Source organism: Hoeflea sp., assembly GCF_039975035.1.
GTDB lineage: Bacteria > Pseudomonadota > Alphaproteobacteria > Rhizobiales > Rhizobiaceae > Hoeflea.
The window spans coordinates 55,127-79,135 of sequence record NZ_JBDWHW010000067.1 but is presented as its reverse complement, the minus strand read 5'-3'; the positions used below and the strand labels follow the sequence as shown (position 1 = coordinate 79,135).

The 24,009-nt window shown below is 57.9% G+C and carries 20 protein-coding genes and 1 pseudogene; 13 read left to right on the top strand and 8 right to left on the bottom strand.

Going from position 1 to position 24,009, the window contains the following annotated elements; translation table 11 throughout:
* Window positions 1-158: 158 nt before the first annotated feature.
* From ABJN75_RS05505 to ABJN75_RS05455, 11 genes are all read left to right on the top strand, one after another.
* Window positions 159-572, top strand: coding sequence for a transporter substrate-binding domain-containing protein (locus ABJN75_RS05505; RefSeq protein ID WP_348437590.1), 414 nt, complete (start codon window positions 159-161; stop codon window positions 570-572).
* 1,053 nt (window positions 573-1,625) lie between these two features.
* Window positions 1,626-1,928 carry a DUF5676 family membrane protein gene (locus ABJN75_RS05500; RefSeq protein ID WP_348437588.1) on the top strand — a complete coding sequence of 101 codons (303 nt, stop codon included), beginning with the start codon at window positions 1,626-1,628 and terminating at the stop codon, window positions 1,926-1,928.
* Window positions 1,929-1,972: 44 nt separating this feature from the next.
* Window positions 1,973-3,751, top strand: coding sequence for a DUF3141 domain-containing protein (locus ABJN75_RS05495; RefSeq protein ID WP_348437586.1), 1,779 nt, complete (start codon window positions 1,973-1,975; stop codon window positions 3,749-3,751).
* Between the two features lie 122 nt (window positions 3,752-3,873).
* Window positions 3,874-5,070, top strand: a complete 1,197-nt coding sequence (locus ABJN75_RS05490; RefSeq protein WP_348437584.1) for an acetate/propionate family kinase — start codon at window positions 3,874-3,876, stop codon at window positions 5,068-5,070.
* A 3-nt stretch (window positions 5,071-5,073) separates the two neighbouring features.
* Window positions 5,074-6,138: a bifunctional enoyl-CoA hydratase/phosphate acetyltransferase gene (locus ABJN75_RS05485; protein WP_348437582.1), complete on the top strand. Its 1,065-nt coding sequence runs from the start codon at window positions 5,074-5,076 to the stop codon at window positions 6,136-6,138.
* Entirely contained in the window at window positions 6,135-6,947 is an 813-nt protein-coding gene (gene fabI, locus ABJN75_RS05480; RefSeq protein WP_052161098.1) for an enoyl-ACP reductase FabI, read from the top strand. The genes ABJN75_RS05485 and fabI overlap by 4 nt, the downstream gene beginning before the upstream one ends.
* A gap of 376 nt (window positions 6,948-7,323) precedes the next feature.
* Window positions 7,324-9,717 carry a heavy metal translocating P-type ATPase gene (locus ABJN75_RS05475; RefSeq protein ID WP_348437580.1) on the top strand — a complete coding sequence of 798 codons (2,394 nt, stop codon included), beginning with the start codon at window positions 7,324-7,326 and terminating at the stop codon, window positions 9,715-9,717.
* A 139-nt stretch (window positions 9,718-9,856) separates the two neighbouring features.
* Window positions 9,857-10,645 carry a polyphosphate kinase 2 gene (ppk2, locus tag ABJN75_RS05470; protein WP_348437578.1) on the top strand — a complete coding sequence of 263 codons (789 nt, stop codon included), beginning with the start codon at window positions 9,857-9,859 and terminating at the stop codon, window positions 10,643-10,645.
* 45 nt (window positions 10,646-10,690) lie between these two features.
* Complete coding sequence (locus ABJN75_RS05465; protein ID WP_348437576.1) at window positions 10,691-13,087, top strand: phosphoketolase family protein; 2,397 nt, start codon at window positions 10,691-10,693, stop codon at window positions 13,085-13,087.
* 24 nt (window positions 13,088-13,111) lie between these two features.
* On the top strand, window positions 13,112-13,897 hold the full coding sequence (locus ABJN75_RS05460; protein ID WP_348437574.1) for a hypothetical protein: 786 nt from the start codon (window positions 13,112-13,114) through the stop codon (window positions 13,895-13,897).
* A 108-nt stretch (window positions 13,898-14,005) separates the two neighbouring features.
* Window positions 14,006-15,316 (top strand): glucoamylase family protein, encoded by a 1,311-nt coding sequence (locus tag ABJN75_RS05455; protein WP_348437625.1) that lies wholly within the window; start codon window positions 14,006-14,008, stop codon window positions 15,314-15,316.
* A 327-nt stretch (window positions 15,317-15,643) separates the two neighbouring features.
* Here the strand turns inward: ABJN75_RS05455 and ABJN75_RS05450 are convergent, their stop codons facing one another.
* The 8 genes from ABJN75_RS05450 to ABJN75_RS05415 all read right to left on the bottom strand — a co-directional run bounded on the left by ABJN75_RS05450 (window position 15,644) and on the right by ABJN75_RS05415 (window position 22,154).
* Window positions 15,644-16,615 (bottom strand): patatin-like phospholipase family protein, encoded by a 972-nt coding sequence (locus ABJN75_RS05450; RefSeq protein ID WP_348437573.1) that lies wholly within the window; start codon window positions 16,613-16,615, stop codon window positions 15,644-15,646.
* Window positions 16,616-16,657: 42 nt separating this feature from the next.
* Window positions 16,658-17,560, bottom strand: coding sequence for a DMT family transporter (locus ABJN75_RS05445; protein ID WP_348437571.1), 903 nt, complete (start codon window positions 17,558-17,560; stop codon window positions 16,658-16,660).
* Between the two features lie 435 nt (window positions 17,561-17,995).
* Window positions 17,996-19,321, bottom strand: a complete 1,326-nt coding sequence (locus ABJN75_RS05440) for an APC family permease (protein WP_348437569.1) — start codon at window positions 19,319-19,321, stop codon at window positions 17,996-17,998.
* Between the two features lie 117 nt (window positions 19,322-19,438).
* Complete coding sequence (locus ABJN75_RS05435; RefSeq protein ID WP_348437567.1) at window positions 19,439-19,597, bottom strand: hypothetical protein; 159 nt, start codon at window positions 19,595-19,597, stop codon at window positions 19,439-19,441.
* A gap of 86 nt (window positions 19,598-19,683) precedes the next feature.
* Window positions 19,684-20,136, bottom strand: coding sequence for a hypothetical protein (locus ABJN75_RS05430; protein WP_348437565.1), 453 nt, complete (start codon window positions 20,134-20,136; stop codon window positions 19,684-19,686).
* Between the two features lie 32 nt (window positions 20,137-20,168).
* Window positions 20,169-20,318, bottom strand: coding sequence for a hypothetical protein (locus tag ABJN75_RS05425; protein WP_193217161.1), 150 nt, complete (start codon window positions 20,316-20,318; stop codon window positions 20,169-20,171).
* A 747-nt stretch (window positions 20,319-21,065) separates the two neighbouring features.
* Window positions 21,066-21,737 carry a sigma-70 family RNA polymerase sigma factor gene (locus tag ABJN75_RS05420; protein WP_348437563.1) on the bottom strand — a complete coding sequence of 224 codons (672 nt, stop codon included), beginning with the start codon at window positions 21,735-21,737 and terminating at the stop codon, window positions 21,066-21,068.
* A 51-nt stretch (window positions 21,738-21,788) separates the two neighbouring features.
* The gene (locus ABJN75_RS05415; protein WP_348437561.1) at window positions 21,789-22,154 is read right to left on the bottom strand and encodes a hypothetical protein; all 366 of its coding nucleotides are present in this window, start codon (window positions 22,152-22,154) and stop codon (window positions 21,789-21,791) included.
* A 325-nt stretch (window positions 22,155-22,479) separates the two neighbouring features.
* Here ABJN75_RS05415 and lgt point away from each other — a divergent pair, with 325 nt between their 5' ends.
* The gene (lgt, locus tag ABJN75_RS05410) at window positions 22,480-23,313 is read left to right on the top strand and encodes a prolipoprotein diacylglyceryl transferase (protein WP_348437559.1); all 834 of its coding nucleotides are present in this window, start codon (window positions 22,480-22,482) and stop codon (window positions 23,311-23,313) included.
* Between the two features lie 134 nt (window positions 23,314-23,447).
* A pseudogene (locus tag ABJN75_RS05405) lies at window positions 23,448-23,596 on the top strand (transposase); the annotation flags it as partial.
* Between the last annotated feature and the right edge of the window lie 413 nt (window positions 23,597-24,009).

Below are 24,009 nucleotides of genomic sequence, written 5' to 3'. Positions count from 1 at the left end.
GCCAGAAGCCGGAATCCCCTCATTAAGAAGGTCAATTCGTACGAAATCAGCTGCAAATGTCAACACCGGAGAGAAAGTGCACCACTCATGCATTCTGCGGCGTCGATTGGCGGGGGCTATTCCGGTTGAACTGCTTCCGGCGGCTGTGGTCGACTTTGATGAGGCCGTCGATCAGAAAAAATTGGAATCTGAAAGGGAGAACAACCGGCGTCCAAGGGTCGACAAACGCTGAAGCCTTTGTCCAGGAATACTTCGGCGAAGTGGTAGAGATCCGGATCTATGACAAGCAGAACAGCCCCAATCTCAACCTTTTAGCGGGACGGATTGATGAGGGGTGGCAGACGTCTCCGTCTGGAAGGCATTTCTCGAGTCGAAAGACGGCGCCTCTGCGAAGCTTTGTAGACCTCGGATTTCCGGCGGCCTGTTCGGCCCAGGCGTGGGTATTGGTTTGCAAAAAGGAGGACACGGCTCTGGCCGCCAAATCTGGTGACGCAATCAAGACCATCAAAACGGACGGTACGTTGACGACCATAAGCTTCAAATGGTTCGGTGCGGACATGGTCACACAATAGATCAACAACCAGAATCCGGCCGCTACCCGTCTTCCATGAAAGTTTGCGGCCTGAGTGGTGCCTAACAGAACAGGAAAGCCGGAAACCGGAACCAACAGCCCGGACACTCGCGGTCCGCTTTCGAAATCGGTGTCTGCCACCGTGACATCCTCGATCTTTGGATATTGAGCGTCTTGACGTGAATCGAATCCATGGCTGCTTGCTGACTGAAGCTCGATGGCTCAAGGTTACTCAATAGTGTGAAGACGCTCGCGGACACTACCCACATGGGCACCACTCGTTCATTGCAAGCAAATCCAACAGGCATGGATGGCGGCGCAAGTTGGTCCAGCTCCCGTGCCAGTGCCAGTGCCAAGACCAGATCATCAATTGCCTTATCCGACGGGATACCCGCAGGCGCTCTAAATCACTTGAAGCCAACGCACCTCAGTCGTTCATCCCTATTCGTGATTTTGAGAGCCATGCGAACCGAGCTGAAAGCTCTCGTTCTTGGTTCTGCAATCGTGAGCGCCCCCATGGATTGGGAAAGAACACAGCAACGGAGCCGCTGCAATTGCGGAATGCGGCTTGCGCTGCCCACAACTTGCTCTGGCTACAGGGCCGCCTCCGTATTCATGACCTATCAATTCTCGTGATCAAGAACTCCTGATCAGTGCACCAAAAAATTGGCCTCCTTGTCAAGCCGGGAAAAACGACCCGTGAACGGCGCCGCGACGGTGAGGGCGGACCGGATATCTTTATCTTTGGATTAGACGTCTGCCGAGCTCAAAGACTACCGCCATGGTTGACCAATCAGCTGCCTCTGCTGCACGCATGGGTGCCAGCATGCACATGTTCCTCAGCTACCGGGATGAAATTCGACAGACGAATCCCTGCACGTCATGTGAGATGTAGAGCGGTCCAAACCACCGAAGAGCTCGTGAGCCGTTGGTGTCGAAGGCATTCTATCTTCGGGGAGACCTATCGCCCCCGAATTGTAATGCTTACCGGCACTGCGCGTCTACAGAGGCAGAAAACGCCCAAAAAGCCGCGACGAAAATTGGAGGCCAAATCATGCCGCAGAAACACGAACTTACCGGCTCAATGGGCGTCACCGCCGGGCGACTATCGATCTATGCAGTTGGGATGAGCACGGGGATATTCCTCGCGATATCCTTCGTCTTGTGCGTCGGCTTCGGCCTGATCTTTCCTTCGATGACGATGTATCAGGCCTGGGTCCCACTTCTTCCTGGCTTTGTTTGGATCAGCCTGTCGGGCTTTGTCATCGGGCTGGCCGAGGCCTTCGCCTACGGCTGGTTTATCGCGATCGTATTCGTGCCGCTGTTCAACTACTTTTCCCAAAGGGCTGCCAAATGAATGATGTTCACCACATGCACGCTGCGAGACCGAAGGCGTCGACCATGGACAAACCACCGGTCGTCTCACCGACAGCGCCCGTAGGATCGCCAGTTTCCTACCACCAGGATCTCTGGGAGCGTTCGATCCTGTTCTTTGACACTCTGCGGCAGCGCGCCGACAACATGCGCGACCATGAACGGGCCGGAATGCCACCGTTGCTGGATTTCAAGTATGAGACTGTGCTGGATGCGCGCCGGTTTGACACTCCGGCGAACTATGCCCTGCTGAAGATCACCGAGATCGATGACGACTGTCTTGACGACTGTCTCGACCCCGAAAAACCACCGGTAATCATCATCGATCCGCGCGCCGGGCATGGTCCCGGCATTGGCGGCTTCAAACGCGACAGCGAAGTAGGCATGGCGATGCACGAAGGCCACCCGGTCTATTTCGTGGTGTTCTTTCCCGAACCGATGCCCGGGCAGACACTGGCAGAAGTGCTGCACGCGTTGCGCCGCTTTGTCGAGGAAGTGGCCGGGCTTCACCAAGGTAAACCGCCTGTACTCTACGGCAACTGTCAGGCGGGCTGGGCGGTGACACTGCTGGCCGCCGATTGCGAAGGGTTGGCGGGACCAGTGGTTCTGAACGGCGCGCCGCTGTCCTATTGGGCGGGCGAAGATGGCGTGAACCCGATGCGCATATCCGGTGGCCTGCTAGGTGGTGCCTGGCTGACGCACCTGATGGGCGATCTGGGCGATGGAAGGTTCGATGGCGCCTGGCTGGCGCAGAATTTCGAAAGCCTGAAGCCGGAAAAAGCGATCTGGGAAAAACACGCCAATCTTTTGACCAATATCGACACCGAAGCCGAACGCTTTCTGGATTTCGAACGCTGGTGGGGTGGCTATTACACGCTGAGCAGCCCGGAAATGATGTCGATTGTCAAAAACCTGTTCATCGGCAACAAGCTGGAGCGGGGTACGATGGAAATCTGCGACGGCTGCACCGTGGATTTGCGGCAGATCACCAGCCCTATCATCGTCTTTGCGTCTTACGGCGACAATATTACTCCACCGGCGCAAGCGCTGGGATGGGTTGCCGAAGTTTATGTCGATACCGCCGACCTGATCGCGGCGGGACAGCGAATCGTCTATCTGACCAACCCCCATGTCGGGCATCTGGGCATATTCGTCTCGGCCAGCGTGGCAAAGCTGGAGCATCGGGCCATCCTGGAAAGTCTGGACGAGATCGAGGCGCTGGCGCCGGGCCTTTACGAAATGAAGATCGAAAACCCCACAGGCGATCCCGACTGCCACAAGTCCGATCTGATCGTGACCTATGAGCCGCGCGAAGTGTCTGGTCTGAAGGCGGCTTATCCGCACGAAGCGTTCGAAAAGGTAGCCGAAGTCTCGACGACGCTTGACAGCTTCTACAGCGCCTTCGTCAGCCCCTGGGTGCTGGCGATGACCACGCCGGCCAGTGCCGACTTGCTGAAATCACTGCATCCAATGCGGACAAGCCGGTACATGTTTTCCGAGGCGTATAATCCATGGATGCGCGGTGTGCGGATGATGGCGCATTCCCTGCGCGACACCCGCCAGCCATTGCCCGCCGATCATCCAGGGATCGTCGCGGAACGCAAGGTGATGTCCAATGTGGGGCAGATGATTAAAGGCGCGCGCGAACGCCGTGACGCAACCTACGAACAAGTCTTCCGGCTGCTCTATGGTGGCGGCTCCAAACCTGCCCAAGCGCCGCCGACTGTGTCCGGTGCAGTCAAATCAAAGGCCAGCCCGAATAACTCCAAACCTGGCAAAGAAAAACGCCATGCTGTCGGGAAGTGAGGTTGTGTTGAGCGTCTTCATCGGCAGTCGCTTGCCGGCCATGTCGCTGTTCTCGCGTCTGCGCAAATACCCAACCGTTCTGGCTTTCGGGACGCCCGTGATCAATCAGAAAGTTTGCCCGGATGTCAGATAGCGCCGTCCTGACACTCAACGCCGGCTCATCCAGTCTGAAGTTCGCGATCTTTACCAATGTCGAACGGCCTCGCCGGCTCTGGTCGGGCGCGATTGAGCGCATCGGACTGCCGGGTGCCCGGTTTCGACTTTCGGATGCCCGAGGCGCGGTTTTTCGGGAAAAGACCGGAACCATCGCCGACCATGATACCGCTCTGAAACGGCTGCTCCTCGCCATTGAACATGAGGCAAGCGGAGTCAAACTGGTTGCCGTCGGTCACCGGATTGCCCATGGCGGACCTGACTGCGACTGCCCCGAACAGGTGACGCCCACACTACGGGCGCGATTGCAACAGCTGACGGCGCTTGCCCCCCTGCATCTTCCCGCCAATATTGCCGGGATCGATGCGGTGCGGATCGCGCGACCCGATCTCACTCAGATCGCCTGCTTTGACACGTCTTTCCATCGTGATTTGCCGCCCATTGCCCGCCTGTCGGGCTTGCCGCGTGCACTTCAAGATGAAGGGCTTCGACGCTTTGGTTTCCACGGGTTGTCCTACGAATACATCGTCAAAGCGCTGCGCGACGCTGGTGTAGCTGTAGATGCCGAACGGATCGTCGTGGCGCATCTTGGCAACGGTGCGTCGATGTGTGCGATCCGCGATGGAAAGAGCCTCGAGACGACGATGGGGTTCTCGACGATCGCTGGGTTGCCGATGGGTACGAGGTCGGGCGATGTAGACCCCGGACTGCTGTTACACCTCCTGATCGACAAGGAGATGACGCCTGAGGCGGTTTCTCAGATGCTCTACGCCGAAAGCGGTCTTCTTGGCCTATCCGGCATCAGCCGCAACATGCAGGAATTGCTGCAACGCCCTGATGACGCTGCAGCAGAGGCTGTGGCGTATTTCTGCTACCATGCCCGGCGGCATCTGGCGGGCCTGACAGCGACCTTGGGTGGGGTCGACCGTTTGGTGTTTACAGGCGGCATCGGTGCCAATGCGCCGCAGGTTCGGGCCGGGATTTGCGACCGCCTCGGCTATCTCGGCATTGAGTTGAACAAATCCGCAAATCTTCGCGGCGATCCGGTGATTTCGACCGGGTCAGTGGGTGTTACGGTCGAGGTTCGTCAGACTGATGAGGAAGCAATGATCGCTGGCCATGTCCACCAATTCATGGCCAGCCAACCGATGGCGCGGGAGGCATGAGCAATGAAAGATAACTTCGAACCGTTTGAAGCCCTGGCCACGGCGGCGTGCAAGGCAGGCCCGGTCCGCGTTGCGGTTGCCGATGCCGCTCAGACGGTGGTGCTGGAAACGCTGCGCGATGCCGAACGTGCCGGTCTGGTTACGCCGCTCTTGGTCGGTGACCCGAATGCCATCCGCACAATCGCCGCAGATCTGGGCTGGACGGTTGCGGAGGACGCGATTATCGCTGTGGCCGACGATGCTGAGGCGGCGGCCCGTGTGGTCGCTCTGGTGCATGAGGGCCGAGCAGACGTGGTGATGAAGGGCAACCTGCATACCGATATCTTCATGCGCGCGCTTCTCGACAAGACCCTCGGACTGCGACTTCCGGGACGACGCGTCAGCCATGTCTTTGTAGTGGCGCTGCCTAGTCATGACCAACTGCTCGGTATCACCGACGCAGCAATCAACATTGCGCCCGAACTCACCGCCAAGGCGCAGATTTGCCAGAATGCGGTCGATCTGTTCCGTATGTTGGGGGTGGTGAGGCCAAAGGTTGCAGTGCTGTCGGCAGTAGAGACCGTGACGGTCGATATCGCCTCGACGCTGGATGCCGCCTCTCTCACTCTGATGTCCCGACGCGGCCAGATCACTGGGGCCGAGGTGGATGGGCCGCTGGCGCTCGACAATGCCATCTCGGCACGCGCGGCAACCGAGAAAGGTATTTTGTCTGACGTCGCAGGCTCTGCCGATATCTTGCTGGTGCCAGATCTTGTCTCGGGCAATATTCTGGCCAAGACGCTGGAATATTTTGCCGGGGGCGTTGCGGCGGGGATTGCGATCGGGTTGGCAGCGCCAGTGGTACTGACCTCGCGCGCTGACCCGGCACCGGCGAGACTGGCGGCCCTGGCGATTGCTGCCCTGATGTACCACCGCAGACCGCAGGTTGAACCGCGACCGGGTCCCGCTGAAAGCAGCATTGCCACAGCACCGCAACTGGAAGATGCCTGCTGTCCCCTGCCCGTCGTGTCGAACCTGCAACCAGTTTCGGTCGGCACCCAGCCACAATTCGAGGTAGCCGCGCAATGACCATTTCCGTCAGACCGATCAATCCGGCTGAAGCGCTCGACCTTTCAGCAAAGAAGGGTCTTGTCGTGGGCATCGCCAATGAACATAGCCTGGCCTGGGCTGCCACACAGCATTTCCACGCTGCCGGCGCTGACCTGGCCCTGACCTATTTCAACAACAAGGCCCTGGCCTATGTCGAACCACTGGCAAAGCGTGTCGCCGCGCCGATTTTCATGCCCTGTGATGTAACGCAGGAGGGTTCATTGGAAGCGGTTTTCGCAACCATAGAGAAAACATGGGGCCGTCTTGATTTCCTCCTGCACTCGATCGCTTGGGCACCGGCAGAGGATCTGCACGGTCGATTGACGGACAGTTCAAGCGCAGGGTTCGCCCAATCAATGCTGGTCTCGTGCCATTCATTCATCCGGATGGCCAAATTGGCCGAGCCGCTTATGACCAAAGGCGGCAGTCTGATAACGCTCAGCTTTCTAGGTGCCGAAAAGGTTGTGGACCACTACAACGTCATGGGGCCGGTCAAAGCAGCCCTTGAATCATCAGTGCGTTATCTTGCGCACGAACTTGGCCCAAAAGCGATCCGGGTCAACGCTATTTCTGCTGGCGCCATACGGACGCGGGCGTCATCTGGAATCGAACATTTCGACGAACTGATCGACGAAACCATCAAAAAAGCTCCCTTGCGGCGAACAGTGACACCGGATGAGGTTGGCCGCGCAGCCCTGCTACTGGCCAGCGACTACACGACGGGCACGACAGGCGAAGTTATGCATGTTGACGCAGGATTCCACGTTGCCAGCATGGTGTTTCATTAGGCATCCCAACAAGGAAACTCTATTAACTGCAGAAGTGACATCTTAATCACAAAGCTGCGCTTGAATACAATGTTGCGTTCGGAGCAGACCGACAGACGGCACTCGGGAGCAATCCGACGACACCGGGAGGTCAGTATTCGGAACTGCGAGCCAATATCTGTAATATCCGAAGCGGACCTGCGTCTAGATTCCTGCAACACGTCACCAAGGGAATGGCAAGCATCAGGTGCCAGCGTTGAATTCCTTGGCTCCTGCAGTCCGCGATTACTGAAAATCAAAGCTCTAGATGTCGGCTGTAGAGGCCGAAACACCATTGACAAGATAGCCTAACGCCCAAGGTCGAAGACCGCCAAAGGAACAGATGATGAAAACAAGCGTGATCAAAGTTGATGACATGTTGTCGGTATGGAGCCTCGACGAAGTGGAGAGCCGGATCGGCGAGGTACCCGGCGTTGAAAGCGTTACGGTGAATTTCGCCGCGAAGAACGCCACCGTCCGCTATGACGAAACCCGGGTTGCGGTTTCCGATATCAAATCAACCGTGCACGAGCTTGGATTGCAATCCAACAGACCCGCTGAGGATGAACCTGCCGAGGATCATCAAGGCCACATAGACGAGAGCGAGCCGGCCGCCGCATCCGCCGCGCCGAAGTCAAAATCAGACGTCCCTGCCGCCACGCATGACGCGCATGCAGGACATGAACAACACGACGGCACGGTGCCGGATGCGTCGAAGTCCTCATCTGGCAGTCAGACCGACACTCCGGAACCCTCATCCGACCATGCGGGTCACGATAGCCATGACAAACATCAGGGCCATTCTCCTGAGAAATTCCGGGACCGGTTTTGGCTGTCGCTCGCTGTCACCATTCCGGTTGTCATCTGGTCTGCCCCCATCCAGGATTTGCTTGGCTATCAGGCTCCGGCTTTTCCCGGATCGGATTGGATGGCACCAGTGCTCTCAACGGCCGTCTTCCTCTACGGCGGTCTGGTTTTCCTACAAGGTGCGTGGCGCGAGCTGAGAGACCGGCTGCCGGGGATGATGACCCTCATCTCACTCGCCATCACGGTCGCATTCATCTTCTCCTGGGTGGTTCAGCTTGGGTTGATCGACTCGATGCCACTGTGGTGGGAGCTGGCAACGCTGGTCGCGATCATGCTGCTCGGCCACTGGATCGAAATGCGGTCCATCAATCAGGCTCAGGGTGCTTTGAAGGAACTGGCAAAGCTTTTGCCAGACACGGCAACGCGGATAACCGATACGGGCGAGGAAACGGTCGATATCAGTGCCTTGCGCAATGGCGACCTGCTACTGGTGCGCCCGGGTGAAAGCGTTCCGGCGGATGGTGTGGTGCGCAAGGGTGCCAGCGACATTGACGAGGCGATGATCACCGGTGAATCGCGACCCGTGAAAAAAGGCGAAGGCGACGAAGTGATCGCCGCCACGATCAACGGAGAAGGGTCTCTGCGCATTGAGGTCACCGGAACCGGCGACAAGACCAAGCTGTCCGGCATCATGCGGCTGGTGGCCGATGCGCAGACCTCCAAATCGAGATCTCAGCACCTGGCGGATCGCGCAGCCCGGATGCTTACCGTCGCAGCGATTGGCGCGGCGGTGCTAACATTTGTGGCGTGGCAATTGCTTGGCGCTGAGCTGGATTTTGCCGTGGTGCGAATGGTGACGGTTCTGGTGATCGCCTGCCCTCATGCCCTCGGGCTGGCGGTGCCGCTGGTGGTGGCCATCTCCACGACTCTGGGCGCTCGTAACGGCCTTCTTGTCCGGGACCGCCGTGGGCTCGAGGAGGCCCGCAATCTTGACACCGTAATTTTCGACAAGACCGGAACATTGACGCTGGGCGAGTTCCGGATCGTTGCCAGTTCCGTCGCGGAAGGCCTGCAGGAGGACGAGGCCCTTCGCATCGCGTCTGGTATTGAAGCTGAATCCCAGCATCCTATCGCCCGGGGGATCGTCAAAACTGCGGAAGACAAAGGCATCGCGGTCCCATCAGCCGATGGATTCCGCGCGATCACCGGCAAGGGCGTTGCAGCCACAATTGACGGGGTCGAGTACCATATGGGAGGGCCGGCGCTGCTCAAGGCGGAAAACGTCGATGTTCCACCAGCGCTTCAGGCTGCCTCCGAAGCCGCAGCCAGCAATGGCCAAGCAGCGATCTATCTCGTCCAGGCGGGCAAGGCGCTGGCTGTCTATGCCGTGGCGGATGCGATACGCGAGGAAAGCCGTGAAGCCATCGCGGCGCTGCATGAACGGGGCATCGAAGTCGCCATGCTGACGGGCGACGCGCAGGCGGTGGCCGATGCGGTTGCGAAAGAGCTTGGCATCGACACAGTGTTCGCGGAAGTGCTGCCCGATGACAAAGCGTCCAAGGTCCGCGAGTTGCAGGCGCAGGGCAAGAAAGTGGCCATGATCGGAGACGGGGTCAATGACGCACCCGCCCTTGCCACCGCAGACATCGGGATTGCGATCGGCGCCGGAGCCGACGTGGCCGTCGAGGCAGGGCATATCGTGTTGGTGCGATCGGACCCCCGCGACATCCCCCGCATCATCACGCTGAGCCGGGTCACATATCGCAAGATGAAACAGAACCTCTGGCTGGCGGCAGGCTACAACATCTTTGCCATTCCGCTTGCCGCAGGAGTGCTTGCGCCTTGGGGTATCCTGCTCACGCCCGCCGTGGGCGCAATACTCATGTCGGCAAGCACGGTCGTGGTGGCGATCAACGCGCAACTCTTGAAGCGAGTAAAACTTTGAACGTGTCAGCGGCCAGTCGCATCGCCTGCTGCGGCGCAATCGTCTGTCTTGTCAGGAACAGCCCGATCCTCCGCGTCGCCTTTCAGGGTCTGGATGCGCGACCTACGCCTCATAAATTGAAAGGGTTTGGGTGCCTGCAATGAGCAAGAAAACGAAAAGGAAGGCCGCACCGGAGCCCGAGGGCTACAAGCAAACCCTCCACAGCCTTCAGGTCGAACTGGTAAAACTGCAGCGACACCTGATCAAAAACGATCTCCGCATCCTGATCCTGCTCGAAGGCCGGGATGCTTCGGGAAAGGACGGCGTGATCAAGCGCCTTACCGCGCATCTCAGCCCGCGCGACACCCGGGTCGTTGCTCTCGGCAAACCCTCCGACCGCGACCACAACAGCTGGTACTTTAAGCGCTATGTCGCCAGCCTGCCTGCCAGCAAAGAAATGGTCGTCATGAACCGCAGCTGGTACAACCGGGCCGGCGTCGAAAAGGTGATGGGGTTCTGCACGGATGCAGAACACGAGGAGTTCATGCGCTCCGTTTTGCCATTCGAGCGCATGCTCAGTGGCTCCGGAACGCAGCTTTTCAAGTATTATCTCGACATATCGAAATCCGAACAGAAGAAAAGACTGGCAGATCGGCGGATTGATCCGCTCAAGCAATGGAAGATCAGCCCCATTGACAAGAGCGCGCTGCGGCGCTGGGACGATTACAGCGACGCGCGCAACGAAATGCTTACTCGGACCCATAGCGAAGACCTGCCCTGGCACGTCGTGCGGGCCGATGACAAGAAGCAGGCCCGGCTCAATGTCATCCGCCACCTCATGGCCCGCGTCGACTGCCCGGACAAGGATGAACACCTGGCCCAACCGGATCCGGATATCGTGTTCGACTTTGCAGAGGAGCATATCCAAAGCGGCAGGATCGCACCATGAGTTCCAAGCTTGAAGCAGCGTTTACACCCACTGCAGGACACTTCGATGAATAGGCCTGTGAACAGCCCGCTTTCGCTCGACCTCATCCAGAAGATGGACGCGTATTGGCGTGCAGCCAACTATCTCTCGGTCGGACAGATCTATCTGTATGATAACCCGTTGCTCAAGATTCCCTTGAGTCTTGAGCACGTGAAGCCGCGACTCCTCGGCCACTGGGGCACCACTCCGGGGTTGAACTTCATCTATGTGCATTTGAACCGTATCATAAACCAGCATGACCTGAACATACTGAACGTCACAGGCCCCGGGCACGGCGGCCCGGGTCTCGTGGCCAACACCTATCTCGAAGGTAGTTACACCGAGCTCTATCCGGACATCTCGCAGGACGAACCGGGGATGAAAAAACTGTTCACGCAGTTTTCGTTTCCCGGTGGCATTCCTAGTCATGTTGCGGCGGAGACTCCGGGCTCCATCAATGAAGGCGGTGAACTCGGCTATTGCCTGTCGCTCGCCTATGGTGCCGCCTTCGACAATCCCGACCTCCTGGTCGCTTGCGTCGTGGGCGATGGCGAGGCGGAAACCGGTCCACTCGCCACCAGCTGGCATTCGAACAAATTTCTCAATCCGGTGCATGACGGCGCGGTCCTGCCGATCCTGCATCTGAACGGCTACAAGATAGCAGGCCCCACCGTGCTTGCCCGCATTCCCCGTGACGAGCTCGAATCGCTGTTTCGCGGCTACGGCTACACGCCTCACTTCATCGACGGCGATGATCCGATGGAGATGCATCAGCTCATGGCTGAGACGCTCGATACCGTGGTCGAAAGCATCCGCCACATCCAGAAAGACGCCCGCGCCAACGGATTCAAGAAGCGTCCGCTCTGGCCCATGATTATCCTGCGCTCGCCGAAGGGCTGGACAGGGCCGAAGGAGGTAGACGGCAAACAGACGGAGGGAACATATCGCTCGCACCAGGTTCCAATGGGCGACATGAGCCACCCGGGCCACGTGAAGATTTTGGAAGAGTGGTTGGAAAGCTACCGCCCGCGCGAACTGTTTGATGAGACCGGCAGGCTTCGGCCCGAACTCGCTGACCTGGCCCCACGCGGCACGCGACGAATGGGCGCCAACCCGCACGCCAATGGCGGTCTGCTATTACGCGACTTGCACCTTCCGGATTTCCGGGATTACGCGGTGAAGATTCCGAAACCCGGTAGCGTGAGTGCGGAAGCTACGCGCGTCCAAGGCGAACTGATCCGCGACGTGATCAAACTGAACCCCGAAACCTTCCGCGTTTTCAGTCCGGACGAAACGGCGTCGAACCGCTGGGGTGCGGTATTCGAGGTGACCAACCGTTGTTCGACCGCGGAAATAGTTCCCGGCGACGACCATGTTGCGCCGGACGGCCGGGTGATGGAGGTCCTGAGCGAGCATCAGTGCGAAGGATGGCTCGAAGGATATCTGCTCACAGGCAGACATGGCTTTTTCTCCTGCTACGAAGCCTTCATCCACATCATCGATTCGATGTTCAACCAACATGCCAAGTGGCTCGACGTTGCAAACCACATTCCATGGCGGCGGCCGGTTGCTTCCCTGAACTACCTGCTTTCATCACACGTGTGGCGCCAGGACCACAACGGTTTCAGCCATCAGGATCCCGGCTTCATCGATCATGTCATGAGCAAGAAGGCGGAGGTCATCCGCGTCTACCTGCCGCCTGACGCCAATACCCTGCTCTCCGTTACCGATCATTGCCTGCGCAGCCGCAACTACGTCAACGTCATTGTCGCCGGCAAACAACCGTCACCGCAGTGGCTCGATATGGACGCAGCCATCAGGCACTGCACCGCCGGGCTGGGTATCTGGGAATGGGCCAGCAATGACGATGGCAGCGAGCCTGACTTGGTGATGGCCTGCGCCGGCGACGTCCCGACCATGGAAACGCTGGCCGCGGTGGAGTTGCTTCGGCAGCATTTCCCGGCACTGAAGATCCGGGTCGTCAACGTGGTCGATCTGATGACTTTGCAGTCACAGAACCAGCATCCGCACGGCCTCAGCGACGAGGACTTCGATGCGCTGTTCACCAGGGACAAACCCATCATCTTTGCCTATCACGGGTATCCCCTGCTGATTCACAAGCTGACCTATCGTCGAGCCAACCATCACAATCTGCACGTTCACGGGTTCAAGGAAGAGGGGACGACCACGACACCATTCGACATGGTTGTGCTCAACGAGCTTGACCGGTTCCATCTGGCCAGGGCCGTTATCGACCGAGTGCCGGGATTGGGTCCAGCCGCCGCCGTCCTCGCTCGATTCATCGGCGACAAACTCCTCAATCACGAGTCCTACATCCGGCTGCACGGCGAGGACATGCCAGAAATCCGCGATTGGAAATGGGGTGCAAATGGAACGAATTCCAATAATTCCAGGCACACATGATCAAGCCGCTTCACGAGGCAGATGATGAGCAAGTACGACGATACAATCGGGAACAGCCAGGCTCACTGGCGCATCATGCGCTGGATCTTGTGGCGCTTCATCCGCAACGCTGCTCTGCGTGTTCTCATGGATAGAAGCCTGAGGAACAAGACGGGCCGCGAAATCCGTTGGTTACGGGACGACATTAATTCCTTCTTGAGCGATGTCTCGACGAGAGTGGCACTCCTGCGTCCGCTGGCGCAGCTTGGCGGATTGCCAGATTTCGGCAGTCGCCTCATGGTCGAGCTTGCAATCTATACAGTGGCAGCGGACCGGACGCTGCGTGACAGCGATCTTGATCCCCAAAGCGCCCGGGACGCCTTGGCGGACATTGGCTGGTCCGTCTATCGCAGGCAGCTTGCCTTCTCGTCCTTGCCAGCTCGCCTCGTCACGCGCGACCCGGGAAAACGATTGCGGTGGAGCATCCGTGGGCTGCTCATATTCCCCTTCCGGCCCGTGGGCGCGCCCGGCTACGCCGCCGAGGTCTTTCGCGAGGGCGAGGACATCCACACGCACTTCACGCACTGTCCCCCGCAAAGCTTTGCCCGGCGTATTGCCGACGAGACCGGCGATCCTGAAGCGCTGGCCGGCTTCGCAAACAGCTGGTGCAAATATGACTGGCCTGGCGCCGATCTGATCGCCGCCGACGGACATCGGGGACACTATATCCGGCGGCAAACACTCTCGGCCGGGGATCCGGTCTGCGACATGTGCTGGGCGGCGCGGGCACCCCGCGAGACCAGCGAAAACAACAATGAAGACGGCAAATGAGGCCGGAGCGTGAAAGATCCAGAAATCGCTCTGCGGAGATGAAAGTATGAGAAACGCGACGATCGATGCGCCGGCCAGCGATCCCAAGAAGAACAGGCGGGCCTTATGATGCAGCGGCAATCGCATGTGAAACGGCCCCACCCAGGAGAAACGAGGCTGGATGCGTTGCAGCGGCATGCCTTCGATTACTTCCTGAACGAAACCAATCTCGCCAATGGCCTCGTAGCCGACAAATCGCAGCCGGGCGCGCCCGCGAGCATCGCAGCCGTGGGTTTCGCCCTGGCGGCCTACCCCGTCGGTGTCGAGCGCGCATGGATCTCACGCATCAGTGCAATCGACCGGACGCTGGCGGCATTGCGGTTCTTCAGCAACGCCCCGCAGGGCACGGGCCCTGACATGACTGGATACAAGGGCTTCTTCTATCATTTTCTCGACATGACGACCGGGCGGCGCGCAGGCCTTTGCGAGCTGTCCACCGTCGATACCGGCTTCCTGCTGGCCGGCATGCTCGCCGCCGCTGCGTATTTCGATCGAAACAGCAAAGACGAGCAGGAGATACGGACGCTCGCCGATGCGCTATACCGACGGGCGGACTGGCAATGGGCCTGCGACGGCGGCGCGACGATCACCCACGGGTGGACTCCGGAGGGTGTTTTTCTGCCTTACCGATGGGAGGGCTATGATGAGGCCTCTCTTCTGTACGTACTCGGGTTGGGTTCTCCAACCCATCCGCTGGCTGCGGAGAGCTACCTGGCGTGGACCTCGACCTACCAATGGAAGGAAATCTACGGCTACGAATTCATCTATGGAGGCCCGTTCTTCATCCACCAATACTCGCACATATGGATAGACTTCCGCGGAATCCAGGATGCGTTCACGCGAGGCAAAGGCATCGACTATTTCGAGAACAGCCGTCGCGCCACCTACGTCCAGCAAGAATACGCGATCCGCAATCCGCTCGAATTTGCGGGCTATGGAGAGAACTTCTGGGGCTTGACCGCGAGCGACGGGCCTGGCTGGACGACGCGGCGCGTCAACGGCATCGAGCGCATCTTCTTTGACTATGCCGCCCGCGGGGCGCCGTTCGGTCCTGACGACGGAACGGTCGCACCGTGGGCCGTGGTGGCGTCGTTGCCGTTCGCACCGGAAATCGTGATGCCGACGATTGCGCATTTTCAGGACGTGTATCCGCAAGTCACAGGCGCATATTGCTTTCGGTGCAGCTTCAATCTGAGCTTTCAGGACGAGGCGGACGCCGATGCCGGCTGGACGTCGCCCTATCACTTCGGGATCAACCTCGGTCCCGTGGTGCTGATGTGCGAGAATTTCCGAACGGATCTGCTTTGGCGCCTTATGCGCGCATGCCCCTACGTGGTCACAGGGCTGCGGCGGGCGGGATTCACCGGCGGTTGGCTGTGACGGCCACGGAGGCGTGCAAATCATGAAGGCCATATCGATCGTCGGTAGGGCGAACGGACAGCTGTATGCGCCTTTGATGAGCTGGAACGACCCGCTGTGGGCGCTATTCTGATGTCGGCAAGCACAGTCGCGGTCGCGATCAACGCGCAACTATTGAAACGGGTCAAACGATAAGCCCATCAACAATGGGCCCGACAGACCACAGAGGAGACATGGCGTAAGGCATAAGACCAGATTTTGGAGGAGAATCCTGTCCGGACCAGGAAAGCAGCATATCCAAGACACGGTTTCTGTAAGCGCCCTGACCTTGGGACGGATCGTGCTTTCCTATGTGCCTCGATTGAGCAACGTTCTGATCTGATCACCGGACCGGCGCACTGCCATGGTGCCCGCCGCAATGCATTGCCGCTTGTAGTGGAATTCCAGTGTTCCTATGGTATTTCTAAACTTTGGCCTGATGACCATATCGGCCTGACCGAAACGCAGCCGGGCATGCTCGTTCTGACAGATCTCGATTGATCTTAGCATCGCTTGTACTCCGTTGCGGGGAGCGATCCCGGTTTCGGGCTGGCTTGGATCAACAGCGATCACTACATCGACACCGGTGCTTCGCGCCACATCTATAGGCGCGATGTCCGCATAGGCACCATCCATCAGGACGTGAGATCCGTCAATCAGCGGTGGTAGGATACCTGCGAGCGCAGCACTGGCATAAACGTAGTTAGCAGCTGACCCTCGGTTGTGGACAACACGTTCCCCCGACAGCACATCCGTCGTGCAGACAAAGACAGGGATGGATCCATCCTCCAAGTTTTTGCCCTTGGTCAAGGCGGCAAGGACACCCCGGCCCCAGCTCTCGGTGCGCGCTCCGGCGCCCCAGCCAAAATACATGTCACGTGCCGCAAGCAGCGCAATCGCCAGGCCCCTCACTCTTTCGGCAATGCTTCGGCCTCGAAAGTTCGGTGTTGACGGGAACCCGCTGGTGTCCATTTCAACAAGATCTCGATACCAGTTCGGGTTCAGCGAATAAGTTGCGCCAACCACCGCGCCCATTGACACACCGACAATTGCACTGGGGAAATAACCCAAACTGATCAGGGCTCTCAAAACTCCCACATGCGAAAGACCTCTTGCGCCACCACCACTAAGGACAACGGCGAAAGACTTGTGTTGGCCCGTCATCTGAGAATTCGCGCCCATCATACGCCGCCCTTCAGTGCGTCTATCGGTTACAACAATCGTGGTGCATACAGCAACGCCCAGAAAACTGAACTCTGCCAGAGTCCCATCGCCGAACATCAGGACCTTCGGTCAACACCTCGGTGAGTATTACGCCAAGCACTACGCTGAAACGCCAAAAAGTGTCGGCGGTGCAATGCCCTTTCGAATGACCATCATGACGCCGACAAGGGAAAGAGACGTGCCGATCAATTCCGGCCAGCCCAGGGACTCGCCATAGTAGAGCAAACCCATTGTCAGCCCGAATATCGGCACAAGAAAGCTGAACGCATTGGCCTTGCTCAGCGGCACTTCTGCAAGAACCGACATCCAGATGACATATACCAGCGCGGAGCCAAAGACCGCTAAGCCAACCAGCGCAAACAGAAATCCGGGAGACCACTCGATCACAGTGAAGTCTTCAGTCAAGACGGCAATCATCGCCAGCGGGATACTGCCGATCAACAATTGGACACTGATGGCCATCAGTGGATCGACCGTATCCGCAATCCGTTTCAGCATCACATTGCTGATAGTGATGCCAAGAGCCGCCAGAATGATATACGTGATGCCGATAAGGTAGCTCTCCTGACCACCTCCGAACAATCGTGGTGCAGCGATGACGACGATTCCCAGAAACCCCAGAACAAGACCCGATTTACCCCAGGCCGTCAGCCGCTCTCCCAAGACGACACCCGCGAGGGCGGCAGCCATTAAGGGCTGGGTGTTTGTGATAACTGTCGCAATCCCAGGCGACACGAATTCGGCCGCATGAAACATGCCAAAATACCCCAGGCTGGTGGCCCCAAACCCGATTGCTGCAAGGGTGATCCACGTCTTCCAACTGCGCGGAAAAGGGCGGCGCAAAGCCAGCGCGATCGCCAACAGGGTAACGCCTGCGATCACTGCCCGCAAGGTTGCAAACGACAGGTGCGGGGCATAGGCGATGCCAATCGTTATCAACGGATAACAACTCGCCCAGAGAAACATCGCGAAAATGATCTTTGCGGTGGTCAGTATTTTCACGAGTTCTTCAATTCATCGTCCTTTTGGCTCCTGGTGAGCGGCCATCTAATTTTTGATCAATGAAGCACCATGACGACGCATCATTGAGTGGTGCTGATCCAAATTCTCCAACGGCCTCAGTATCAAAATCACAAAGCGATACATATGATTGCGCTTCGCAACTGCGCCTCCACCGTCAGATGTAGTTTGCCCGATCTCCTGCATTGGTCGCCATGGCAATTCACTCATATTGCCAGCGCTCGTGAGCGTATATCAGCGGCCTGCATATCGGAAAAACCCAGCGGGGCTGTAGTCATTCGCCGATGAACTCGAACCACCCAACCCCCCAATTTCTCTTGTTCGGTCCGACACGACAGGTGGTGCGCATCTTCAAAGTCGCTATGTATGCAAATCGTCAATTTTTCTCACACATGTCTCCGCCGTTCACGTGCGCGGTCAGTGTTTCGCTTCTGCCTCCAGCGCCGTCCAGCGCTTCAGGTATATCCGTTCGTAGATGAACACCGCTGAAATCGCGGCACCTGCATATAGAACGATCATAGGATCGGATCCCAATTTCATTGTCGTGAATGCTGCCAGAACAAATCCGTCGAAGGCAATCGCACAAAGCAGTACGGCCCCATGCGCGCCAATCTCGTGGCGCAAATGCCGAAACACGCCCCAATGCACCAGCATGTCCATTATCAAGTAAAAGAATGCCCCTAGCGATGCGATCCGGCTCAGATCAAAAAACACCGCAAGCGCCGAAGCAAGAACGACCGTGTAGACCAGAGTGTGGCTGCGGATCGGGCCCGACATACCAAAATGGCTGTGAGGTATCATTTTCATATCCGTCAGCATTGCGAGCATGCGCGACACCGCAAATACACTCGCCAACACGCCTGACGCGGTGGCGACAGCTGCCAAGACGACTGTCAAGTAAAAGCCAGACTGGCCCAATGCCGGCGATGCCGCTTCGGCAAGCGAGTAATCCTTGGCGGCAACAATTTGATCAATCGACAGATTGGACCCGACCGCAAAAGCGACAAGCAGATACACTACCGTGCAAATGGCAATCGATATCATGATGGTGCGGCCTACATTGCGATGCGGGTCGGTGATTTCTGCACCACTGTTGGTGATAGTTGTGAAGCCTTTGAAGGCCAGGATCGACAGGGCTACAGACGCAATGAACCCGGTCAAATTGAAGCCGCTGTTGGTACTGCTTGCAGCTGCGAACGTGAAGCCGCCCGACCAAAGCGCGACGATGCCAAAGAGCGCAATTCCTCCGATCTTGATGACCGCCATGATGATCGACAAAAGACCGACAGACCGGTTGCCCGAAGCATTCACGATAAAGGCAAACAGGATGACTCCGACCGCCAATACCGGCACCAGCGGGCCCCCTGCGATATCAAAGGGTCGCAATACATAGGTTGCAAATGTCCGCGCCACGAGGCTTTCCGAAATGACCATGGACAGCGCCATCAACAATGCCGCCGCTGCGGCGATGGCGCCTGGCCCGTAGGCTTTCTGCAAGATCATCGCTATCCCGCCAGAGGACGGCCAAGCATTCGACATCTTGATGTAACTGTACGCGCTGAAGGACGTCACGATGGCACCAAAAACGAAAGACAGAGCAAAATAGGGTCCGGCCAATTGCGCAATTTGCCCCGTCAGCGCAAAAATACCCGCACCGATCATCACGCCGGTTCCCATCCCAACGGCACCGGCCAAACTGATTGAGCCCTTGTTCAAGGTGTCATCACCATGTGAATGTTTCAAAACTTTGTCTCTTTCTCAATAGCTTGAACGATGCTCAACGGATCAGCAGCAGTGGACCACAAAGACAGCGTGCCAAACGGGGGCAGAAACGTTCTCTTGCGGCCTCCGAGGAACGGGTCAAGGCAGCGCCACCATCTTGTGCCCCTGACCTTCTATCACGAATTCTCCTTTGGCCATTATCACTGCCTCAGCAATGATCCGTATCTTTGGCTCGGCACCGGTAGAAACGAAGAGCGTGCCGGTGCCACGAGTTTTGGTCAACTGGTACTGTTCCAAGGACAGTTCAGAGACCTAGATCTCAACATCGGCAAGGTTGATCGCCGCGATCTTGCCGTCACCGCTACCCGCGATAACATTTTCGGTCACCCGATAGATCTATCGCGTGCAACTCGACCGCAAGGGCAAAGCTCCGCATACACCGTCGGCGTGAAACTCATCAGGTTGATTACGGATATTCCATTGCCCGAGCGATGGATCGCGACAGCACAGCGCTCATCGGAGGAAATGGCGGTTTGATGCACTGCTCCGGGGACTTCAATCCGCCACACAATCCCGCCAGATGTCGCATCCGGAACGCTGAGAATGCTGATGCCCGCATCCGAGGGTCCGATCGGATTATCCTCGGCCAGTGAATTGTGAGCAGCATGCTCTATCTCGGACACACTCTCGGTTTTGGTCGGTTCCTGAATCGCCTCAAGTCCGATGATCCGCTTTCCTGCTTCGCCGCCTTCGGCATTGACCATGAGCACCGAAAAGGCGCTATTTTCCGGTGCAATCACGACAGGCTGAGCTGTCGTGATTGCAGTCGAAAGCATCAACGCCGCCAATATGGCGACATTCAATACTATCAAGAGGAAATTCCCTCCGATGTTCTCCGTAAATCATGGACTGCGCTTTCATCGGCGTCCAACGCGACTAATTCGGAGCGCTGCCGGATCACTGAGGCCGCGAATATCAGCAGCATGCCAGATGCAAGCCCTACCAGGATGAGTGTCATTTTGTTTCTCCTCATAAGACGAAATTCTGCAACATACACCGGGATGTGGCGGATCAGCTCGCGCCGCAGCATCCGCCGGTTTTGGTGCCTGTGCCATGGTCAACCTTTACGACTGCAGGCGGGTCCATACTTGGCACAGCAACATTGGCCTCTTGAGTTTTGGACGTAGACCCGCAGCAGCAGCCTTTCGGTGATTGATCGGGCGTTACGCCGGTCGGGATGATCTTTGTTTGCATTTTGGTTTTCTCCATGAAAAATTGTCTCCTACAAGTATAGACGCCTGCGCCGCGCCGGCATTACGCAGTCCCAGACACCCTCAGAGGTCTGCCCAGTTCGACAGAGTGCAATCGCAGCCTGACAGACCATGCTTTGGGCAGATCCGGGTCATCTCTGCGAACCTCTCCTTCAGAGCCTGTCTTCCACATCCAAGTCGATCGTCTATCGTACTCTCGCTGAGCCCCAAGCTGTGCGCGACGCCCTCCCTCCGCTCTCCATCGACATCGATGCGCCGAACAATATTGGCCTGTTCATGCGGAAGCGTGGACAGGAGAATGTCGATGCAGTCACATATCAGTTCGTCGAGTTCAGTGTCACTTGTGGGATCAGAGCCAGGCTGACGTTTCACATGCTCATTCCTTGATACGCTTTCTAGAGTTGCACACATCGACACCCCTGATTGAGCTCCTCCGATGACCAGGCGGAGTTTCCAGTGATCTGCGACTTAGGCCTGTCATTCTACCTCGCATGTTAGCCAACCCTCTTGATCAGAAGACGCGCAACGGGGCTGGACATTACACTCGGTGGGGCATCGAACTGGCGAGGTGTCGACGATGGCCGAACGCCCCGAGAGTGATCGCAGTCACAAATCATGAAGCCGCCTTCACCGCAAACCTGGCAGACCTCCGCTATTTTCTTCCTCAACGCTGTTCTCGCGCGATGGACCTGAACTCCCAAAGAGTTCGAGCTCAGCCCCAGTTCATTTGCGACAGCCGTGCGCAGCTCGTCTCGTAGATCAATCCGAGCCAACAATTCTGCCTGAGAGGGCTGAAGCATCTTCATCGCCGCCGCGATGCAGGTACACGCGGGCTCCGCAACATCGATGTCCTCCTGCTGGGTCACCTTGGTCTCGATCGCATAGGCCTCTGCGCCGCGATTACGCGCCGCTTGCCGCCGGTAGTGATCCGTCAAGGTGTGTTTCAGGGTGACGCCGAGCCAGGCATCCAGCCTCTCATCGTCCTCAATCTGGGCATGGTGGCGCAGTACCTTTACGCAGAAATCTTGAAAGACATCCTCGGCATCCTGTGGCCTGCTCAATCGCCGGCGAAGAAAGCCGAGGAACCGGTTGCGGGATTCGACGAGTTTTGCCTCAACGACTCGGCGCGAGATCGTTGTTGCACTGTTGTTTTGTTCAGCAAACATTCCTGTTCCTTTCACATGACTTTGTGCAGCACCGACATGCGATGCTGGCAGTTAGACCTGTGAAAGGAGTCGTGGTGGTTGAAAGATCAGGTACCTCACTTCACGCAGCGTGAAGTGTGGATCAAACTGGCGCTCTGATGAACCTACCCAGCCCACCGGCACCAGGCTGCTCTTCGGAAGAATTCCTGCTAGGCAGTGAAGCCCGAGGTGGCAATTTACGCCGGGAACAGCTTTCTCCGCATCATCGCTGACACCCGCAACATGGGTGACCAATTCGTTGGTGGACTGCGTCGACGGATTGTGATGGTCAAACTCAGGGGCAACAGCCAGAGCAGAATATATTAAAGCCGAGACCACCGCGATGACAGTTGCCGCGTGCAACCGCACCGTCCACTTTGATATCTTCAATCTGAACATATGCCCAATTTTTCCTGACTCTACCCACCCCTTGTAGAGCTTACTCGCATTGCTCGCGCTGACTTGGATCAAGCACCAAGATTTATCTGGGCGGCGCTTGTAGAACCGGGATAGACCTTCTTTGCGTCCTGATGTTAGCGTGGCCTTAATAGTTGCTGCAGCATTTGGCGGCATGGGGCCAAACACACCAACCGACGTTGCGACGCCCCGCCATAAGTGTCATCGGTTTCCCGTTACGAATAGACCCATCTGTGGATGCCGGTTGAAACCATATCTGTAATAGTCGGAGCCGTGGCAGAGCTAGACCGACAGGAAGGAATGCGCATTGGAGTATACCGCAACGCTGTTGTCGCTCATGGCCTTCCCGGACATTGATCCGGTCATCTTCGCCATCGGCCCGGTTCAGGTGCGCTGGTACGGTCTTGCCTATGTCATCGGCATCCTGCTGGGCTGGCGGTACGCCCGCAAGCTCGTCGAGGACGAAAAGCTCTGGCCAGCCAGCGGTCCGCGTATGACAGCGCTCGACATCGATGACTTCCTGCTTTGGGCCACTGTCGGCATCGTTGCAGGCGGGCGCATCGGCTACATCCTGTTTTATGACTTTGCAGCCGTGTCGGCCAATCCTGTCCGCGCTCTGGAGATCTGGAATGGCGGAATGTCGTTCCACGGCGGCTTGCTCGGCACGCTCGTTGCCATGCTCCTGTTTGCCCACAAACGAAGCATCCCGGTCTTTAACCTGTTTGATGTAGTTTGCGCGGTCGTGCCTGTGGGCCTGTTTTTCGGCCGGCTGGCCAATTTCATCAACTCCGAACTCTGGGGCAAGCTGACGGATGTACCCTGGGCATTCGTGTTCCCCACCGGTGGCCCTTTCCCGCGTCACCCGACCCAGCTGTATGAAGCCGCACTCGAAGGCCTGCTGCTGCTCTCGGTGCTGGCATGGCTGATCTACCGCCGCCAGGCTCTCAAACATCGCGGCCTCGTCGCCGGCAGTTTTGTGACCGGCTATGCACTGTCGCGGATATTCGTCGAGTTCTTCAGGGAACCTGACATCCAGATCGGGTATCTCGCAGGCGGCTGGCTGACCATGGGTATGGTGCTGTCGCTGCCAATGCTGGCTGTCGGCCTCTGGGTCGTCGCCACCGCCAGATCGCGCGCCTGAGCAAGCCCGGGAAGGTTTCCGCACCCGGCCTGGCTTTGCCTGAACTCCTGATCGAGCTGTGCCGCGGACTCTTCGATCGCCTTCGTGCGGTGACCGCGCAGATCGATAGTCTGACGGCAAGGCTCAAGGCGGCGGCGCAGCGTGACGAGACTGCGAAGCGGCTGATGGCCGTTCCCGCATCTGCCCGATCTGCGCGATCGCGCCGACGGTACTTGCGCCACCGAAAGAGAGATTCGAGAAAGGCAGGGACTTTTCGTCGTGGGTCGGCCTGACACCGAAGCAGCGTCGGTCATCGCGAGCGGGGAATGGTGTGACCGCCCCCAAAGGGTGATCCGGTTTCAATGTTAGTGCATGCTCAGCCTGACATGGGACCCGATTTCGGACCATCCGGCTCGGGAATTTCCAGGGGAGTACATTCACGGCGGACCGGATGCGCCGGAAGCATTCCTGAGCGATATCGGCAGCTTGTTGCTGATAGCGCTGTGAGGACGTACCTCGTAGTACAACTCAACTCTTCAACACCCATAATACCGCAGGGCGCCGGGTTCTTTACGAGCACCACCCATGGAGGGGGAGCAATGTTCATTTCGAAAAGATCGTCGAGAAGGCGGGAGTATGTTTTGCGCGGTGCCGGCTGATTGGCGACGGCCCAGGTCTTCCGCTTGCGGTACCTTTGTGGATGTTCGACCGGCAGGC